The organism is Nocardioides sp. GY 10113 (assembly GCF_004919105.1).
Classification (GTDB): Bacteria; Actinomycetota; Actinomycetes; order Propionibacteriales; family Nocardioidaceae; genus Nocardioides.
Window position 1 is genome coordinate 49,697 of sequence record NZ_STGK01000021.1, and the last position, 18,091, is coordinate 67,787.

Genomic DNA, 18,091 nt, shown 5'->3' on the forward strand with positions numbered 1-18,091 from the left:
CGGTCCCGAGGCTCGCTGCGCTCGCACCTCGACCAGCGGCGGCGGCTAGCATCCCGGACATGGACGCCGCCGCACTCGACCTGCTGCCCGACGGCGTGGTGATCGCCGACCGCGCGGGTGTCCGGGCGGTCAACGCCGTCGCCGCGGCGATGCTGGGTCGGCCCGCCGACGAGCTCGTCGGGCGGTCGCTGGCCGCCGCGCTGACGCTGACCGACCAGGGCGGGCACGGCTGGGTCGAGATCCACGATCCCTTCGGCGGCCTGGCCATCCGCACGGCGGTCCCCGAGCAGCGGTGGCTGCTCGCCGACGGGACCGAGGTGCTGGTGAACGCCCGGCTGCACCGCGAGCGGCGCGGCGGCCCGGTGACCTCCGTCGGCGTCGCGCTGCGCTCCGCTCGTGGCCGGGAGCGGCTCGACCGCGAGCGCTCCGACCTGGTCGCCACGGTCGCGCACGAGCTGCGCTCGCCGTTGACCGGTGTGAAGGGGTTCGTGCACGCCCTGCTGAACCGTTGGGACAAGCTCAACGACGACCAGAAGAAGCTGATGCTCACCACGGCCAGCGTCGACGCGGACCGGTTGAGCAGGCTGATCGCCGAGCTGCTGGACGTCGCCCGGCTCGACACCGGGCGCCTCCGGCTGAACCGCCGCACGACCGACCTGGCCCAGAAGGCCGAGGGCGTCGTCGCCTCCATCGGCGTGGCCACCTCCCGCACGCTCGAGCTGACCGTCGAGGATCGGCCGCTCATCGAGGCCGACCCCGACAAGGTGATCCAGGTGATCACCAACGTCGTCGAGAACGCCGTCCGGCACGGTGAGGGCACCGTCCGCGTCCGGGTCGCGTCGTCCGAGTGCGCCACCCGGGCCGAGGTGGTGGTCACCGATGAGGGGGAGGGGATCCCCGAGCCGCTGCGCGCCCGCGCGTTCACGAAGTTCTGGACCTCCGCCACCGGCGGCGGCTCCGGGCTCGGCCTCTACATCGTCAACGGCCTGGTGCGCGCCCACGGGGGCGACGTCGTGATCGACGACGCCCCCGGAGGGGGAGCCGAGGTCAGGTTGACCTGGCCGCTGGGGCCCGCCGGCCCTTGATGCCGAACAGGGTGAAGACCAGCGCGGCCGCTGCCACGACCACCAGCAGCGACAGACCGACGGTGTAGGAGTGGTCGGCCTCGTTGTAGGTCGCGCCCATCACCAGCGGCGGGAAGAACCCGCCAAGGCCACCGCAGGCGCCGACGATGCCGGTCACCGAGCCGACCCGTTCCGGCGGCGACAGCTGGGCGACCCAGGTGAACACAGCACCGGTGCCGATGCCGAGGAAGCCGGCCATCAGTACGAACGACACGCCGGCCGGCACCTCTGTGGGCGGCTGGAAGGTGAGCACGACGGCCATCACCGCAGCGCCGGCGAAGGCGATCGCCGCCATCAGGCGCGGTCCCACGCGGTCGGCGAGCACGCCGCCGAGCGGACGGCAGACCACGGCCGCGATCGCGAAGCCCGACGTCCGGGTGCCGGCCTCGGTCAGCCCGTAGTCGTACACGTCCTTGAGGTACGTCGGCAGGTAGGTGGAGAACGCCACGAACCCGCCGAACGCGACGGCGTAGAGGAAGGACATCTGCCAGGTGACGGCCAGCTTGCTGGCGGCCACCAGCTTGGGCACGACCGGCGCGTGGTTGGGGGTCCACGCCGGCGAGTCCTCCATCGTGAACCACACGAGCACAGCGGTCAGGACCAGCGCGACCGCGATCACCACGTGGGTGGTGGTGTAGCCCCACCAGTTCACCATCCTCGGGGTGAAGAACGCCGACAGCGCCGTGCCGCCCATGCCGGCGCCGAAGACGCCGGTGGCGAACCCGCGGCGGCTCCTCTCGTACCAGGCGTTGGCGAAGGGGATGCCGACCGCGAACGTGGTGCCGGCGATGCCGAGGAAGAAGCCGAAGACCAGCAGCAGCGCGAACGACTCCATCTTGCCGGCGACGGCCACCAGCACCACGAACGGCGCCGACACGACGAGCAGGGCGGGGAACATGATCCGCCCGCCGTAGCGGTCGGTCATCGCGCCGGTGACGATCCGGCCGACCGAGCCGACGATCACCGGCACCGCGACCAGCACCGACTTCTCGGTCGAGGAGAGGCCGAGGATCTCGGTGTAGCGGACGCCGAGCGGGGCGATCATGTTCCAGGCCCAGAAGCTGATCGCGAAGGCCCACGTGGCCAGGATCAGGTTCTTCGTCTGTCCGGAGAGATCGACCTCGGTGTTCGTGGTGGACATGGGTACCTCGCTCACTGGTCGCGGTGGGTGCCGACGGGCGACCAGCCCCGGCGCGGTGCGCGCGCGCCGGTGCCGGCGGGGAGGTCCCGGCTGCGGTAGACGATGTAGGGGCGGAACAGGTAGTGCAGCGGCGCGGTGAACGCGTGCACGAGGCGGGTGAAGGGCCACAGCGTGAAGAGCAGCAGCGCCACGAGGACGTGGATGTGGAACTGGAACGGTGCCGCGGCCATCGCGTCCACGTCGGGCTGCAGGAGGAACAGCGATCGGAACCAGGGGGAGACGGTCTCCCGGTAGTCGTGGGCGTCGTGGCCGGCACCGACCGCGACCAGCGTGGTCCAGAGGCCGAGCACGATCGCGCCGACCAGCAGGACGTACATCAGCTTGTCGTTGTTCGTGGTGGCCATGAAGACCGGGCCGGTCGTCCTCCGCCGGAAGACCAGGATCACGATCCCGGCCAGCGTCGCGATGCCCGCGATGGTGCCGAAGAAGAGCGCGTTGAAGTGGTAGAGGTCCTCGTTCACCCCGACCGCCTCGGTCCACGACTTGGGGATCACCAGGCCGCCGATGTGACCGACGATCACGACCAGGATCCCGAAGTGGAAGAGCGGCGAGCCGATCCGCAGCAGCCGGGACTCGTAGAGCTGGGAGGACCGGGTGGTCCACCCGAACCGGTCGTAGCGGTAGCGCCAGATCGTCCCGGTGACCAGCACCGCGAACGCCAGGTAGGGCAGCACGCCCCAGAGCACGATGTCCATCAGATCGCCCCTTCCGCGCGCGGGACCGGGTAGGGGAGCGGCTCGAGACCGACCGTCTCGGTCGGGGGGCCGGTGCGGGCCAGCGCCATCGCGGCGGCACGGTCCCGCGGGGAGGCGCCGGGCAGCGTCGCGCAGACCGCGGTCAGCACGTCCCCGTACGGCGATCCGCGGTCGACCAGGGAGAGCCGGATCAGCTCGAGGCTGGCCCGGTACTCCTGGAGCAGGGCGCGACCTGCCTCCGGATCGGCGAGGGCGGCGTACTCCAGCACCATCGGCAGGTAGTCGGGCAGCTCGCCGTGGGTGTTCACCAGCAGCCCGGCATCGCGGTAGCGCTGCTTGAACCCGGCCAGGGTCTCCCCGCGCCGGCGCGTGTCGCCGTCGGTCCAGTAGGAGAGGTAGAGCGTGTGCTTGCTGGACAGGTCGAAGACGTCGACGTAGTCGCGGACCAGCGCGACGGGGGCCGTGGCGGCGAGGTGCTCGACGAACCGCATCAGCGCCAGGGCGGCGTCGTCACCGGGCTGTTCGGCGAGCGCACCGCGCAGCATCGGCACCCTCTCGAGCAGGGCGGCATCGGGGTAGCCCAGGCACCATGCCGCCGCCTGGTGGATGACCCTCGGATCCGAACGCCGGGACGGGCGCCGCGACCTCATGACCGGTGCTCCGGGAAGAGGCCGTCCGGAGTGCCCTGCCCGTCCCAGTTGAGCAGGTTCACCCGACCCCGCAGGCTCTCCTCCGACGTCGGCTGGTCGCTGGCCTGGCGCTGCTTGAGCGCGTGGAAGGTCTCCACCGCCACCGGTGCCGGACGTCCGCTCGCCTCGCCGAGCGGGCCGCTGTACATGCCGGGCCCCTCGTCGTAGTCGAGGGAGCAGCCGATCTCCTCCAGGTCGTGGGCCTGCTCGACGTGTGCCTTCGGGATCACGTAGCGCTCGTCGTACTTCGCGAGGGCCATCAGCCGGTACATCTCGTACAGGTCCTCGCCGCTCATCCCCACCAGGGCCGGGATCTCCGGGTCCGGGTCGCGCCCCAGCGTGATGTCGCGCAGGTAGGCGCGCATCGCGGCCAGCTTGCGCAGCACCCCGTCCACGACCGCGGTGTCGCCGGCGGTGAAGAGCTCGGCCAGGTACTCCACCGGGATCCGGAGCGCCTCGATCGCGCCGAACAGCGTGTCGACGCCCTCCGCGTCGTGGCCCTGGTCGCGCAACAGGTCGGTGACCGGCGAGAGCGGCGGGACGTACCAGACCATGGGCATCGTGCGGTACTCCGGATGCAGCGGCAGGGCCACCCGGTACTTCTTGGCCAGCGCGTAGACGGGTGAACGCCGGGCGGCGTCCAGCCAGTCCTCGGGGATCCCCTGTTCCCGCGCCGCGGCGAGGACCGCCGGGTCCTCGGGGTCGAGCAGCAGGTCCATCTGGGCCTCGTAGAGGTCCCGGTCGTCGGGCACGGACGCGGCCGTGGTGACCGCGTCGGCGTCGTAGAGGAACAGACCCAGGTAGCGGAGGCGGCCCACGCAGGTCTCGGAGCAGACCGTCGGCAGACCCACCTCGACGCGGGGGTAGCAGAAGGTGCACTTCTCGGCCTTGCCCGACTTGTGGTTGAAGTAGATCTTCTTGTACGGGCAGCCGGTGATGCACTGGCGCCACCCGCGGCACCTGTCCTGGTCCACGAGCACGATCCCGTCCTCCGAGCGCTTGTAGATCGCACCGGAGGGGCAGGAGGCCATGCACGCGGGGTTGAGGCAGTGCTCGCAGATCCGCGGCAGGTAGAACATGAACGTCTTCTCGAACTCGAACTTGATCCTCTCGTTCGACTCCGCCCGGAGCTTCTGCACGATCGGGTCGTTCGGCCCGTGCTCGGTGGCGCCGCCGAGGTTGTCGTCCCAGTTGGCCGACCAGGTGACCTTCGTGTCCTCGCCGGTGATCAGGGACTTGGGCCGGGCCACCGGGAAGTCGTCGCCGAGCGGTGCGTCGATGAGCGTCGCGTAGTCGTAGGTCCACGGTTCGTAGTAGTCGGCGAGCTCGGGCTGGACCGGGGAGGAGAAGATGGTCAGCAGCTTCCTCAGCCGGCCGCCGGCCTTGAGCCGCAGCCGGCCGGACTTGTCGACCTCCCAGCCGCCGCGCCACCTCTCCTGGTCCTCGTGCCGGCGCGGGTAGCCCAGCCCGGGCCGGGTCTCGACGTTGTTGAACCAGACGTACTCGGTGCCCGCACGGTTGGTCCACGCCTGCTTGCAGGTCACCGAGCAGGTGTGGCACCCGATGCACTTGTCGAGGTTCATCACCATGCCCATCTGGGCCATGACTCTCATCAGTACGTCACCTCCTGCGAGCGGCGCCGGATGGTGGCGACGACGTCGCGCTGGTTGCCGGTGGGACCGAGGTAGTTGAACGCGTAGGAGAGCTGCGCGTACCCGCCGATCAGGTGGGTGGGCTTGACCAGCACCCGCGTCACGCTGTTGTGGATGCCACCGCGCCGGCCGGTGGCCTCCGACTTCGGCACGTCGATGGTCCGCTCCTGCGCATGGTGGACGAAGGTGACGCCGGCCGGGATCCGGTGGCTGACGATGGCCCGGGCGACGAAGACGCCGTTGGCGCTGGTGCACTCGATCCAGTCGTTGTCCTCGACCGAGATCGCCGCCGCATCGGCGGGGCTGAGCCAGGCGGAGGTGCCGCCGCGGGAGAGCGAGAGCATGAACAGGTTGTCCTGGTACTCGCTGTGGATCGACCACTTCGAGTGCGGCGTCAGGTAGCGCACCGTGATCTCGCTCGACCCGTCGGCGCCGAGCCGTGGCTCCCCGAAGAGGCGGTTCATGTCGAGGGGTGGTCGGTAGATCGGCAGCGCCTCGCCGAGGTCGCGCATCCAGTCGTGGTCGAGGAAGAAGTGCATCCGACCGGTCAGGGTGTGGAACGGCTTCTGGCGCTCGATGTTGACGGTGAACGGCGCGTAGCGGCGTCCGCCGGTCTCCGAGCCCGACCACTCCGGCGAGGTGATCACGGGGACCGGCGCGGCCTGGGTCTGGGCGAAGGTGATCCGCTTCTCCTCCGAGCCCTCGGCCAGGTCGGCGAGGGGCTTGCCGACCCGCCGCTCCAGGGTCCGGAAACCCTGGGTGGCGAGCTCGCCGTTGGTGGTGCCCGACAGGGTCAGGATCGCCTCGGCCAGCTTCGCGTCGGTGTCGATCGCGGGGCGACCGACACCCGCCCCGGAGTCCATCACCCCGCCGGACGCCGCCAGCGTGCGCAGCGCCTCGGTCAGGTCGAAGGTGACGTTCTTGACCCCGAAGCCGAGCCGGTCGGCCAGCGGACCGATGGTCGCCAGCTTGTCGGCGATCGCGGTGTAGTCCCGCTCGACCACCTGCAGCACCGGCATGGTCCTCCCGGGGATCGGCTCGACGTCGCCGCGCTTCCAGTCCAGCACCACGCCGCCGGGCTGGGCGGTCTCCCCGGCGGTGTCGTGCTGCATCGGCACCGCCACCACGTCCTTGCGGACACCCAGGTGGTCGCGCGCCAGCTCGGCGATCCGCCGGGCGAAGAGGTGGAACATCTCGAAGTCGGTGCGCGCCTCCCACGGCGGGTCGATGGCGGGCGTGAACGCGTGCACGAACGGGTGCATGTCGGTCGAGGAGAGGTCGTGCTTCTCGTACCAGGTCGCCGCGGGCAGCACGATGTCGGAGAGCAGCGTGGTCGAGGTCATCCGGAAGTCGGCGGAGACCAGCAGGTCCAGCTTCCCCTCCGGCGCCTCCTCCCGCCACGTCACGTCGCGGGGCCGCACGTCGGGCCCGCCCTCGGTGGCCATCACGTTGGAGTGCGTGCCGAGCAGGTGCTTGAGGAAGTACTCGTTGCCCTTGGCGGAGGAGCCGAAGAGGTTGGAGCGCCACAGCGTGAGGGTGCGCGGCCAGTTCTCGGGGGCGTCGACGTCCTCGATGGCGAACTTCAGCGAGCCGTCCTTGAGCCGGGCCACGACGTACTCGTTGACGTCGGCCACCTCGCCGGCCTCGACCGCGGCGCTCGCCTCGTCGGCCAGGTCGAGCGGGTTGCGGTCGAACTGCGGGTAGAACGGCATCCAGCCCAGCCGGTTGGACTGCGCGATCGTGTCGGCGGTGTGCATCCCGGCGAGGTGGCCCTCGGCCAGCGGGGAGGCCAGGGCGTCGGCCCGGTAGCCGTCGGTGCGCCACTGGTCGGTGTGCATGTACCAGTACGCCGTGCCGATCATCGTGCGCGGCGGGCGGCTCCAGTCCAGGTTGTTGGCCAGCGAGATCCAGCCGGTGATCGGACGGCACTTCTCCTGCCCGACGTAGTGCGCCCAGCCGCCGCCGTTGCGCCCCATGCTTCCGGTCAGCAGCAGCAGGGACAGGATCGATCGGTACGTCGCGTCCGCGTGGAACCACTGACAGACGCCGGCGCCGAGGATGATCATCGAGCGCCCGCCGGAGTCCTGCGCGTTCTGGGCGAGCTCGCGGGCGATCCGGATGCATTGCTCGGCCGGCACCGAGGTGACCTCCGCCTGCCACGCCGGCGTGTACGGCGCGGTGGCGTCGTCGTACCCCGTGGGCCACGCGCCGGGGAGGTCGGGCCGGGCGACGCCGTGCTGGGCCAGCATCAGGTCGAAGACCGTGGTCACCAGCTGGCCGGCGATCCGGGTGACCGGGACGCCGCGGCGCAGCACCTCGCCCTCGCCGGTCGCCCCGGCGTAGGAGGGCAGCAGCACCTCGGCCGACTCGGGGTCGACCTTGGCGTCGCGCAGCGACAGGGCCGGCACGGTGCCGTCGAGGTCGAGGTTCCAGCGACCCTCGCCGGAGTCGGCGTACCGGAACCCCATCGAGCCGTTCGGCACCACCGGCTCGCCGGTGGCGGCGTCGACGAGGACCGTCTTCCAGGCCGCCTCGGGCGCCTCGTCGCCGAGGTCGCGGGCGGTGAGGAACTTGCCGGGCACCAGCCCGCCGTGCTCGGCGTTCTCGGTGAGGGTGACCAGGAACGGCAGGTCGGTGTACTGGCGTACGTACTCCACGAAGAACGGCACCCGACGCTCCACGTAGCACTCGGTCAGGATCACGTGCGTCATCGCCATCGCCAGCGCGGCGTCGGTCCCCGCCTGCGCCGGCACCCACTCGTCGGCGAACTTCGTGTTGTCGGCGTAGTCCGGGCTGACCGTGACCACCTTGGTGCCGCGGTAGCGGACCTCGGCCATCCAGTGCGCGTCGGGCGTGCGGGTCACCGGGACGTTCGAGCCCCACATCATCAGGTAGGTCGCGTCCCACCAGTCCCCGGACTCCGGCACGTCCGTCTGGTCGCCGAAGACCTGCGGGCTGGCCACCGGCAGGTCGGCGTACCAGTCGTAGAAGGAGGTCATCGCGCCGCCGAGCAGGTGGGTGTAGCGCGCGCCGACCGCGTGGGAGACCATCGACATCGCCGGGATCGGGCTGAAGGTGGCGATCCGGTCCGGTCCGTGGGCCTTGATCGTGTGCACCTGCGCCGCGGCGACCATCTCCACCGCCTCGGCCCAGCTGAGCCGCGCCAGCCCGCCCTTGCCGCGGGCCTGCTGGTAGCGGCGGCGGCGCTCCGGGTCGGCCTGGATGTCGGCCCATGCCAGCACGGGGTCGCCGAGGCGCTCCTTGGCCTCCCGGTACATCTCCAGCAGCACGCCGCGGGCGTAGGGGTAGCGGACCCGGGTGGGGGAGTAGGTGTACCAGGAGAACGCCGCGCCGCGCGGGCAGCCGCGGGGCTCGTACTCCGGGCGGTCCGGCCCGACCGAGGGGTAGTCGGTCTGCTGGGTCTCCCAGGTGATCACGCCGTCCTTGACGTAGACCTTCCACGAGCAGGAGCCGGTGCAGTTCACCCCGTGGGTGGAGCGCACCACCTTGTCGTGGCTCCACCGGTCCCGGTAGAAGACGTCGCCGGCGCGGCCGCCCTCCCGGAAGACCGCGCGGCCATCGTCGGACTCGTCCCAGCGGGTGAAGAAGCGACCTGCGCGAAGCAGGAGGTTCGACGCCGGTCCGTCCGTTCCTGCTCCCGAGAGCTGTGCCACGACGCCCGTCCCTTCCCGCCGGGAGGTCGTGGGGGAACCGCCCAGCCGGCCCGAAATGTGACTTGCGCAACATCTGGCACTCTGTCAGCGGGTCCCGGGGCTGGCAATAGCCGGCTTCAGCCGGCTCGGCCGCGACGCGGTAGCATCGGCGCCGTGGAAGCCCACCAGCGATTTCTTCGCCCCGGACCGGCGGACGGTCCGGGGGTTCACCGCGCGGCCTGAACGGCACCCGCCCGCCGCGCACGGCTCCTGGCACGTCACCGGGTCCGGGGAGAGCCACCCCAGCGACCACTTCTAGAATCTGCGGCGTCCGAACCTGCCGCTGGAAAGGGAGCCATGTCCGGCCCCAACACCGACTACGACCCGGTCGAGGTCACCCCGCTCAAGGCCGAGGAGGTCGAGCGGATGCGCGACGAGGCGCTCGCCGCGATCTCCGCCGCCGCCGACCTCGACGAGCTCAAGCAGGCGCGCCTCGACCACGCCGGCGACCGCTCGGGCCTGGCCCTGGCCAACCGCGAGATCGGCGCCCTGCCCCCGCAGGCGCGCAAGGAGGCCGGCCAGCGGATCGGCCAGGCCCGCGGCGCCGTCAACAAGGCGCTCGCCGCCCGCCAGGCCGTGCTCGAGGTCGAGCACGAGGAGCGGATGCTGGTCACCGAGACCGTCGACGTCACGCTGCCCACCGACCGCGGCCGCCGCGGCTCGCGGCACCCGATCACGCTCCAGTCCGAGCTGATCGCCGACATCTTCGTGGCGATGGGCTGGGAGATCGCCGAGGGCCCGGTCGTGGAGGCCGAGTGGCTCAACTTCGACGCCCTCAACCTCGGCCCCGACCACCCGGCGCGGACCATGCAGGACACGTTCTGGACCGAGCCGGCGGAGAACCACGTCGTGCTGCGCACCCAGACCTCCCCGGTCCAGGCGCGGACGATGCTGACCCGCACGCCGCCGATCTACGTCGCCTGCCCCGGGCGGGTCTTCCGCACCGACGAGTACGACGCCACGCACAGCCCGATGTTCCACCAGGTCGAGGGCCTGGTCGTCGACGAGGGCATCACGATGGCGCACCTCAAGGGCTCGCTGGACCACCTGGCGGCCCAGCTGTTCGGCCCCGGCATCGACACGCGCTTCCGCCCGTCGTACTTCCCCTTCACCGAGCCGTCGGCCGAGGTCGACGTGCGCTGCTTCGTCTGCCGCGGCGAGGACAGCGACTCCTGCCGCACCTGCAAGGGCGAGGGCTGGATCGAGTGGGGCGGCTGCGGGGTGGTCAACCCGCGCGTGCTGGTCGCCTGCGGCGTCGACCCGGAGGTGTACTCCGGCTTCGCGTTCGGCATGGGCATCGACCGGAGCTTCATGTTCCGGCACGCGCTGGGCGACCTCCGGCCGCTCTTCGAGGGCGACGCCCGCTTCTCCTCCGCGTTCGGCACCGAGATCTGAGAGACGTTGATGAAGACCCCGCTTTCCTGGATCAAGGAGTACGTCGACGTCCCCGCCGACGTGACCACCGACGAGCTGACCCACCGGCTGACGCTGACCGGCCTCAAGCTCGAGGGCATCGACAGCCCCGGCGCGCAGATCACCGGTCCGCTGGTGATCGGCCGGGTGCTGACCAAGGAGCCCGAGCCGCAGAAGAACGGCAAGACGATCAACTGGTGCACCGTGGACGTCGGCGACGCCAACGGCACCGGTGAGCCCCAGGGCATCGTCTGCGGCGCCCACAACTTCGAGCCCGGCGACCTGGTGGTCTGCGTGCTGCCCGGCGGCGTGCTGCCCGGCGGCTTCGCGATCTCCGCGCGCAAGACCTACGGCCACGTCTCGGCCGGGATGATCTGCTCCGCCCGCGAGCTGGGCCTGGGCGAGGACCACGACGGCATCATCGTGCTCCCGGCCGACGCCGGTCAGCCGGGCGACGACGTGCGCGCCGTGCTCGGCCTCGACGAGGAGATCATCGAGTTCGAGATCAACCCCGACCGCGCCTACGCGCTGTCGCTGCGCGGTATCGCCCGCGAGGTGGCCGTCTCCGTCGACGGAGCGACGAACTTCCGCGACCCCGCGCTCCGCGAGACCCCGGCCGCCGACGACCAGGGGCACCCGGTCGTCGTCGAGGACGCCGCCGGCTGCCCGGTCTTCGTGGCGCGCACGGTCTCCGGCTTCGACCCGTCCGTGGCCACGCCGGACCACATCGTCCAGCGGATCACCGCCGCCGGGATGCGGTCGGTGTCGCTGGCCGTCGACATCACGAACTACGTGATGCTCGAGACCGGTCGGCCGATCCACGGCTACGACGCCGACAAGGTGCAGGGCGCGCTGGTCGTGCGCCGCGGGCGGGCGGGGGAGTCGATGACCACCCTCGACGGCGCGCGTCGCACGCTGTCGACCGAGGACCTCGTCATCGCCGACGACTCGGGCATCATCGGCCTGGGCGGCGTGATGGGTGGCGAGACCACGGAGATGTCGGAGACCACCACCCGGATCCTGGTGGAGTCCGCGCACTGGGACCCCGTGTCGATGTTCCGCACCGGCAAGCGGCACAAGATCACCTCCGAGGCCGGCAAGCGCAACGAGCGCGGCGTCGACCCGACGATCTGCGAGGCCGCCGCGGACCGCGTGGTCGAGCTGCTGGTGGAGCACGGCGGCGGCGTCGCCGAGCCCGGCGTCACCGTCGTCGGCACCCCGCCGCCGGCGCCCGCCATCACCGTGGCCGGTGACCTGGCCGCCCGGGTCTCCGGACTCGACATCAGCGAGGAGCGGGCCGTCGAGGCGTTGCGCGCCGTCGGCTGCGAGGTCACCGGCACCGGCACGCTCTCCGTCGTCCCGCCGCCGTGGCGCCCCGACCTGACCGACCCGCAGGACACCACCGAGGAGGTGATCCGGCTGGTCGGCTACGACACGATCCCGTCGATCCTCCCCAAGGCACCCGGTGGCCGAGGCCTGACCCGGACCCAGCAGCTGCGCCGGCGCGCCGGCAGGACGATGGCGGGGGAGGGCTACGTCGAGGTGATCTCCTTCCCGTTCGTCGGGCAGGCCGACCTCGACGCGCTCGGCCTGGACGCCGACGATGCCCGCCGCAACCTGCTCGGGCTCTCGAACCCGCTCAACAGCGAGGCGCCGTCGATGACCACGACGCTGCTGCCCGGCCTGCTCAAGGCCGCGGCGCGCAACGTCGGCCACGGCACCACCTCGGTGGCGCTCTTCGAGACCGCCACGGTGACGCTGCCCGGCGGGGACGGCCCGGCGCCGATCCTGCCCGTCGACCGCCGTCCGACGGACGAGGAGCTCGCCGCGCTCACCGGCGCCCTGCCGGCGCAGCCGCTGCACCTCGGGCTCGTCGCCTGCGGCGAGTACGAGGCGGACGGCTGGTGGGGTGAGGGGCGCGCCGTGGCGTGGTCGGACGCGGTCCACGCCGTGCGCTCCGTCGCGGACGCCTTCGGCCTCACGCTCGAGGTCCGGGCGGCGTCGGTGGCGCCGTGGCACCCCGGCCGCTGCGCAGCGCTGCTGCTCGACGGGGACGTCGTCGGCCACGCCGGCGAGCTGCACCCGCGGGTCTGCGCGGGCCTCGGCCTGCCCGAGCGGTCCGTCGCCGCGGAGGTCGACCTGGACGCGCTGATCGCCGCGGCGGTGCACCTGCGCCCGGCGCCGGCCTTCTCGTCGTACCCGGTGGCCAAGGAGGACGTCGCGCTGCTGGTCGGCGCGGACGTCCCGGCCGCCTCGGTCGAGGCGGCGCTGCGCGAGGGTGCCGGCGAACTGCTGGAGTCGATCCGGCTGTTCGACGTCTACACCGGCGACCAGGTCGAGGCGGGCCACAAGTCGCTCGCCTACGCCCTGCGCTTCCGCGCCACCGACCGGACCCTCAACGAGGGCGAGGCGTCGGCGGCGCGGGACGCCGCGGTCGCGCGAGCGGCCGAGCTCACCGGGGCTGTGCAGCGCTGAGCGAGCTGGGCCGGCTCCGTCTGCTCGACGAGGTCGCCTGGGACGGTCGGACCGTCCCGGGCGACCGCACGGCTGCGCTGCTCGCGGCCCTGGCGCTGCACGCTCCGGGCGGCCTCAGTGCCGAGGCGCTGGTCGACCTGGTCTGGGACGACGGCGAGCGTCCGGAGCACCCGACGAAGGCCGTCCAGGTCGTCGTCTCCCGGGCGCGATCGGCGACGGGGCCCGACGCCGTGGCGCGGTCCGGGGCGGCCTACCGGCTCGGCATCGGGGCCGTCGAGGTCGACGCCCTCGCGCTCGCCGCGGAGCTCGACCGCGCCGCCCGCCTCGAGCGGGACGGGGACCTGGCGGCGGCCGAGCGGCTGCTCGCCGGGGTGGTGACCCGCCCCGTCGCCACCGGAGGACCGGGCCCGCTCGCCGAGCTCCGGCGGCGCGCCCGTGCGGCGCGGGCCGTGGCCACCCGGCGGCGGGCCCTGCTGCTGTCGGCGCTCGGCCGGCACCCGGAGGCGCTGGCTCCGCTGCAGGAGGCGCTGGCCGACGGCGCGGCCGGCGACCACGAGGAGGACCTGGTCGTCGCCCTGCTGCACAGCCTCGCGGTGGTGCGGGGGGTGCCGGCGGCGCTGGCGGCCTACGAGGCTCACCGCGAGCGGTTGGCCGACGGCCTGGGGGTCGACCCCGGGCCGCGGCTGCGCGCCGTGCATGCCGACCTCCTCGCCCGCGACAGGCCGGTGCGCACGGGCGTGCGCCACTACGCCTCGAGCCTGGTCGGCCGCGAGGACGACCTGCAGGCCCTGCGCGGCCTGCTGCGGCGGCACCGGGTGGTGTCGATCCTGGGTGCGGGCGGCCTGGGCAAGACCCGGCTCGCGCAGCTGCTCGCCGAGGGTGCCGAGCAGCCGGTGGTGCACGTGGTCGAGCTGGTCGGCGTCGTCGATCCGGCCGACCTGGTCAGCGAGGTCGGCTCCGCCCTCGGGGTCCGCGACTCCGTCGCCGGTCGTCGTGTCCTCACCCCCGAGCAGCAGCGAGACGTCCGGACCCGGATCGCCCAGCAGCTGGCCGGCGCACCGACCCTGCTGGTGCTGGACAACTGCGAGCACCTGATCGGCGCCGTGGCGGACCTGGTCGGCTTCCTGGTCGCCACCGCCCCCGTGCTGCGCGTGCTCACCACCACGCGGGCCCCGCTGGCGATCGCCGCCGAGCACGTCTATCCGCTCGCCCAGCTCGGGCACGACGAGGCGGCGCTGCTGTTCCGCGATCGCGCCCGCGCCACCCGCCCCGACGTGGTGCTGGCCGACCGCGCGGTGGACGACGTCGTGGCGCGCCTCGACGGGCTGCCGCTGGCCATCGAGCTGGCGGCGGTGAAGGTGCGGGCGATGACGGTGGAGGACATCGCCCAGCGACTGGAGAACCGGTTCGCGCTGCTGCGCGGCGGCGACCGGAGCGCGCCCGACCGGCACCAGACGCTGATCGCGGTCATCGACTGGTCCTGGAACCTGCTCGCCGAGCCCGAGCGCCGTGCGCTGCGCCGGTTGGCGGTCTTCGCCGACGGGTTCACCCTGGACGCGGCGGAGGCGGTCGTCGGCGGCGACGCGCTGACGGCGGTCCAGGAGCTCGTCGACCAGTCCCTGCTGACCGTGGTCGAGGCGGGAGCCGGCGCGGATGCGGCCAGCGGCCCGGACGGCCCGGACGGCCCGGCCGGACCGCTGCGCTACCGGATGCTCGAGACGGTCCGGGAGTTCGGCCGGATGCACCTGGTGGACGCCGGCGAGGACGCCGACGCCCGCGCCGCGCGCTCGCGGTGGGCGGTCCGCTACGCCGACCGTCACGCCGCCCGGCTCTTCACGCCGGACCAGGTCGCCGCGATCGACGCGCTCGCCCGGGAGGAGAACAACCTGGCCGACGTGCTCCGCCAGGCGCTCGCCGCGCCCGCCCCCGAGGACGTCGTCGCCGTCTTCGCCGCCCTGGGCAGCCTGTGGTCGATCCGCGGGGAGCACCCCCGCGTGATCGTGCTGAGTGAGCCGCTCGCCACCGCGCTGACGGGCTGGGAGCCGGTCCCCGAACGGGTCGACCAGGTCCGGATCAGCCTCTGCCTGGCGATCATGAACTCCTGGATCACCCGTCCCGAGTCCACCGGCGGACTGCGCGCGCTGCTGGAGACGGCGGGCAGCTCCGGGACCGGCGGTGTGCTCGACGCCCTGGTGACCGTGGTGCTGGCCATCGGGGCCGACGGCCGCAGCCCGTCCAGCACCGACGTGTCGGACCGACTCGCGACGCACCCCGACCCGGTCGTCCGCGCGCTCGCGCTGCAGTGGCTGAGCCGGGTCCGCGAGAACCTGGCCGACCTGCTCGGCGCGCTCGAGGCAGCGGAGGCCGCACTGGCGTTGACCGATGACCGGCACGGGCCCTGGAACGAGGCTCAGCTGCGCACCCAGCTCGCGGCGCTGTGCGCCCAGGTCGGCCGGACCGAGCAGGCCGCCGCGCACGCGGCGGCCGCGGTCCCGGTGCTGATGCGGATCGGTGCGGTCGACGACGCGCTCCAGGTGCGCGCGGTGATGGCGATGGCTGCGCTCGCGGCCGGCGACGTGGACCGGGCCGAGCGTGAGGTGGAGGCCCTGAGCGGGTTGCGCGGACGCGGCGGCTTCGGCAGTGAGGCGCTGGTGCTCAACGGCCGGGCCGAGGTCGCGTTCGCCCGCGGTGAGGTCGAACGCGGGCGGAGGCTGATGATGGACGCCGCCGACGCGCTGGCCGGGCTCAGCTACCCCGGGATGGACGACGCCGGCGAGCTCGCGCCCTGGACGATCTTCGGCGAGGCGCTGGCGCTGGCCGCGTGCGCCCACCACCCGGGCCCGGACGAGGCGCGGGAGTCCGAGGACGAGCGACGACTCGCGGCGTCGCTGCGGGCGAAGGTGGTGTCGGTCGTGTCCGGCGAGGGCGGCGGGCTCGTGGACCTGCCCGTCGTCGGCGTGGTGCTCTTCGCGCTCGGCAGCTGGGGGCTCCTCCGCGGCGAGCTGGCGCCCGAGGACGCCGTACGGCTGCTGGTGCTGGCCGAGCGCTGCGGCTACCAGCGGTTCACCCCGACCCTCTCCTGGGAGCGGGCGGCGGCTCTCGCGGAGCGCGACGCGCCGGGGATGCTGGCCCGGCTCGACGGTGAGTACGGCGCGCGCCGTGGCCCCGCCGTGCTCGACGGGGCCAGCGACGCGGTCGCTCAGATCTTCCGGGCGTAGGAGCGCACGGCCAGCGGAGCGAACACCGCCGCCACCACGGCGCAGCCCAGCAGCGCCCAGCCGACCTCGGTCGTCACGGCCCCGTCGTTCATCAGGTCGCGGCAGGCCGTCACCACGTGCGAGACGGGGTTGACGTTCACGAAGGCCTCCAGCCAGGGCGGCAGGGTCTCGGCCGGCACGAAGGCGTTGGACAGGAACGTCAGCGGGAACATGATCATCATCCCGATGCCCTGCACGGCCTGCGCCGAGCGCGCCACGGTGCCGAGCCACGTGAAGATCCACGACAGCGACCACGCGGCGGTGATGGTCAGCAGCCAGCCGCCGAGCACGCCGAGCGGGCCTCCGCCCGGCCGGTAGCCCATCACCAGGCCCATGCCGATGGTCAGCGTGGCCGCCACGGCGTACCGGATCAGGTCGGCGAGCGCGGGGCCGGCCAGGGGAGCGAAGCGGGAGATCGGCAGCGCCCGGAACCTGTCGAAGACGCCCTTGTCCATGTCCTCGCGCAGCTGAGTGCCCATCGCCATGCAGGCGGTGAGCGCCATCTGGGCGAGGATGCCGGGGATGATCAGCGGCAGGTAGCCCTCGACGCTCCCGGAGATCGCGCCGCCGAAGATGTAGGCGAACATCGCCGTGAAGAGCAGCGGCTGGATGGTCACGTCGAAGAACTGCTCCGGGTTGCGGCGCATCTTCTTCGTGGCCCGCCAGGCCATCGCGAGCGTCTGGCGGACGGTCTCGGCCGCGGTAGGGCGGGCCGGCAGGTGCGCCGGCGACCCGATCGCGTCGGGTGCCCGCTGTGGCGTGCGGTCCTCGGTGAGCGTGCTCATCAGGCCACCTCCTCCGTCTCCGCCGGGGCGGCGGTCTCGCTGTGGTGGCCGGTGAGGGCCAGGAAGACCTCGTCGAGGGTCGGCTGCTGGACGGTCGCGGTGGCGATCGACACCTGCGCCTCGCGCAGCCCGATCAGCACGTCCGCGGCCCGGTCGGCGTCGGGCAGCGCCACGTTGAGCCCGCCCGCCTCCGGGGTCAGCACCGGCGGCTCGCCGATCACGCGGGCGACGACCTCGCCGGCCCGGGCCAGGTCCGCGGCGTCGACCAGCCGCAGGTGCAGCGTCGAGTCGCCGACGCCCCGCTTGAGCTCGTACGGCGTGCCCTCGGCGACCTTCCGGCCTCGGTCGATCACGGCGATCCTGTCGGCCAGCTGGTCGGCCTCGTCCAGGTACTGGGTGGTGAGCAGGATCGTGGACCCCTGCGCGACGAGCGCCCGGATCGTCTCCCACATCTGGCCCCGCGTGCGCGGGTCCAGGCCGGTGGTCGGCTCGTCGAGGAAGATCAGCGGCGGCCGGCTGATCAGGCTGGCGGCCAGGTCGAGGCGGCGCCGCATGCCGCCGGAGAACGTGGAGAGCCGGCGCGTCGCGGCGTCGGTGAGGGCGAACTGCTCCAGCAGGTCGTCGGCCGTCGTGCGTGCCTCACGCCGGGGGAGTCCGAGCAGCCGGCCGAAGAGGTAGAGGTTCTCGTGGCCGGTCAGGTTCTCGTCGACCGAGGCGTACTGTCCCGTGACACCGACGAGCTGTCGCACCCGGTGCGGCTCGGAGGCCACGTCGGTGCCGAAGATCGCGGCCCGGCCGCCGTCGATGGGCAGCAGGGTCGCGAGCATCTTCAGCGTGGTCGTCTTGCCGGCGCCGTTCGGACCGAGGACGCCGAACACCTCGCCGCGGCGTACCTGGAGGTCGACGCCGTCGACTGCGTGGTGCGTGCCGAACTTCTTGACCAGGCCGGCCGCGTCGACCGCCAGCTCGGCGCTGGGGCCGGGCCCGGGGGCCGGGAGGGAGGGATGGCTCATGGGGACAGCGTGGGGGCCACCGGTTTCACCGTGGCTTCACGGCGGTCTCAGCCGGGTTGGCCCGGCGGTTGCCG

Annotated in this window: 11 protein-coding genes; 4 read left to right on the plus strand and 7 right to left on the minus strand. The window is 72.8% G+C overall.

The window, feature by feature from the left end:
- Positions 1-59: 59 nt before the first annotated feature.
- The gene (locus tag E8D34_RS19425) at positions 60-1,085 is read left to right on the plus strand and encodes a HAMP domain-containing sensor histidine kinase (protein WP_136595769.1); all 1,026 of its coding nucleotides are present in this window, start codon (positions 60-62) and stop codon (positions 1,083-1,085) included.
- On the opposite strand, the gene E8D34_RS19430 is transcribed toward E8D34_RS19425, so the two are convergent.
- From E8D34_RS19430 to E8D34_RS19450, 5 genes are read right to left on the minus strand one after another with little or no spacing between them, the layout of a single operon-like run.
- On the minus strand, positions 1,048-2,265 hold the full coding sequence (locus tag E8D34_RS19430; protein WP_136595768.1) for an MFS transporter: 1,218 nt from the start codon (positions 2,263-2,265) through the stop codon (positions 1,048-1,050). The genes E8D34_RS19425 and E8D34_RS19430 overlap by 38 nt on opposite strands.
- Positions 2,266-2,276: 11 nt before the next feature.
- The gene (narI, locus tag E8D34_RS19435; protein WP_136595767.1) at positions 2,277-3,020 is read right to left on the minus strand and encodes a respiratory nitrate reductase subunit gamma; all 744 of its coding nucleotides are present in this window, start codon (positions 3,018-3,020) and stop codon (positions 2,277-2,279) included.
- Positions 3,020-3,670, minus strand: coding sequence for a nitrate reductase molybdenum cofactor assembly chaperone (gene narJ / locus E8D34_RS19440; protein ID WP_136595766.1), 651 nt, complete (start codon positions 3,668-3,670; stop codon positions 3,020-3,022). The genes narI and narJ overlap by 1 nt, the downstream gene beginning before the upstream one ends.
- Complete coding sequence (gene narH, locus E8D34_RS19445) at positions 3,667-5,322, minus strand: nitrate reductase subunit beta (RefSeq protein WP_136595765.1); 1,656 nt, start codon at positions 5,320-5,322, stop codon at positions 3,667-3,669. Before narH ends, narJ begins: the two co-directional genes overlap by 4 nt.
- Positions 5,322-9,035, minus strand: a complete 3,714-nt coding sequence (locus tag E8D34_RS19450; protein ID WP_206056770.1) for a nitrate reductase subunit alpha — start codon at positions 9,033-9,035, stop codon at positions 5,322-5,324. The genes narH and E8D34_RS19450 overlap by 1 nt, the downstream gene beginning before the upstream one ends.
- Before the next feature lie 336 nt (positions 9,036-9,371).
- Between E8D34_RS19450 and pheS the strand changes: the two genes are divergently transcribed.
- The 3 genes from pheS (at position 9,372) to E8D34_RS19465 (ending at position 16,180) form a co-directional block, all read left to right on the plus strand.
- A complete protein-coding gene (pheS, locus tag E8D34_RS19455) occupies positions 9,372-10,469 on the plus strand; it encodes a phenylalanine--tRNA ligase subunit alpha (protein WP_136595764.1) in 1,098 nt (365 codons plus the stop codon).
- Between the two features lie 9 nt (positions 10,470-10,478).
- Positions 10,479-12,962: a phenylalanine--tRNA ligase subunit beta gene (pheT, locus tag E8D34_RS19460; protein WP_136595763.1), complete on the plus strand. Its 2,484-nt coding sequence runs from the start codon at positions 10,479-10,481 to the stop codon at positions 12,960-12,962.
- A gap of 230 nt (positions 12,963-13,192) precedes the next feature.
- Positions 13,193-16,180 carry a BTAD domain-containing putative transcriptional regulator gene (locus E8D34_RS19465; RefSeq protein ID WP_206056769.1) on the plus strand — a complete coding sequence of 996 codons (2,988 nt, stop codon included), beginning with the start codon at positions 13,193-13,195 and terminating at the stop codon, positions 16,178-16,180.
- On the opposite strand, the gene E8D34_RS19470 is transcribed toward E8D34_RS19465, so the two are convergent.
- Together E8D34_RS19470 and E8D34_RS19475 are read right to left on the minus strand one after the other, a co-directional pair.
- Positions 16,162-17,004, minus strand: coding sequence for an ABC transporter permease (locus E8D34_RS19470; RefSeq protein WP_136595762.1), 843 nt, complete (start codon positions 17,002-17,004; stop codon positions 16,162-16,164). The two genes, E8D34_RS19465 and E8D34_RS19470, sit on opposite strands and share 19 nt — an antisense overlap.
- Positions 17,004-18,017 (minus strand): ATP-binding cassette domain-containing protein, encoded by a 1,014-nt coding sequence (locus E8D34_RS19475; protein WP_136595761.1) that lies wholly within the window; start codon positions 18,015-18,017, stop codon positions 17,004-17,006. The genes E8D34_RS19470 and E8D34_RS19475 overlap by 1 nt, the downstream gene beginning before the upstream one ends.
- Positions 18,018-18,091 lie beyond the last annotated feature (74 nt).

Excerpts from the sequence above, each read along its gene's own strand:
- narJ (WP_136595766.1), bottom strand. The coding sequence starts at position 3,670 with ATGAGGTCGCGGCGCCCGTCCCGGCGTTCGGATCCGAGGGTCATCCAC.
- narH (WP_136595765.1), bottom strand. The coding sequence starts at position 5,322 with ATGAGAGTCATGGCCCAGATGGGCATGGTGATGAACCTCGACAAGTGC.
- pheS (WP_136595764.1), top strand. The coding sequence starts at position 9,372 with ATGTCCGGCCCCAACACCGACTACGACCCGGTCGAGGTCACCCCGCTC.
- pheT (WP_136595763.1), top strand. The coding sequence starts at position 10,479 with ATGAAGACCCCGCTTTCCTGGATCAAGGAGTACGTCGACGTCCCCGCC.
- E8D34_RS19470 (WP_136595762.1), bottom strand. The coding sequence starts at position 17,004 with ATGAGCACGCTCACCGAGGACCGCACGCCACAGCGGGCACCCGACGCG.
- E8D34_RS19425 (WP_136595769.1), top strand. The coding sequence starts at position 60 with ATGGACGCCGCCGCACTCGACCTGCTGCCCGACGGCGTGGTGATCGCC.
- E8D34_RS19430 (WP_136595768.1), bottom strand. The coding sequence starts at position 2,265 with ATGTCCACCACGAACACCGAGGTCGATCTCTCCGGACAGACGAAGAAC.
- E8D34_RS19475 (WP_136595761.1), bottom strand. The coding sequence starts at position 18,017 with ATGAGCCATCCCTCCCTCCCGGCCCCCGGGCCCGGCCCCAGCGCCGAG.
- narI (WP_136595767.1), bottom strand. The coding sequence starts at position 3,020 with ATGGACATCGTGCTCTGGGGCGTGCTGCCCTACCTGGCGTTCGCGGTG.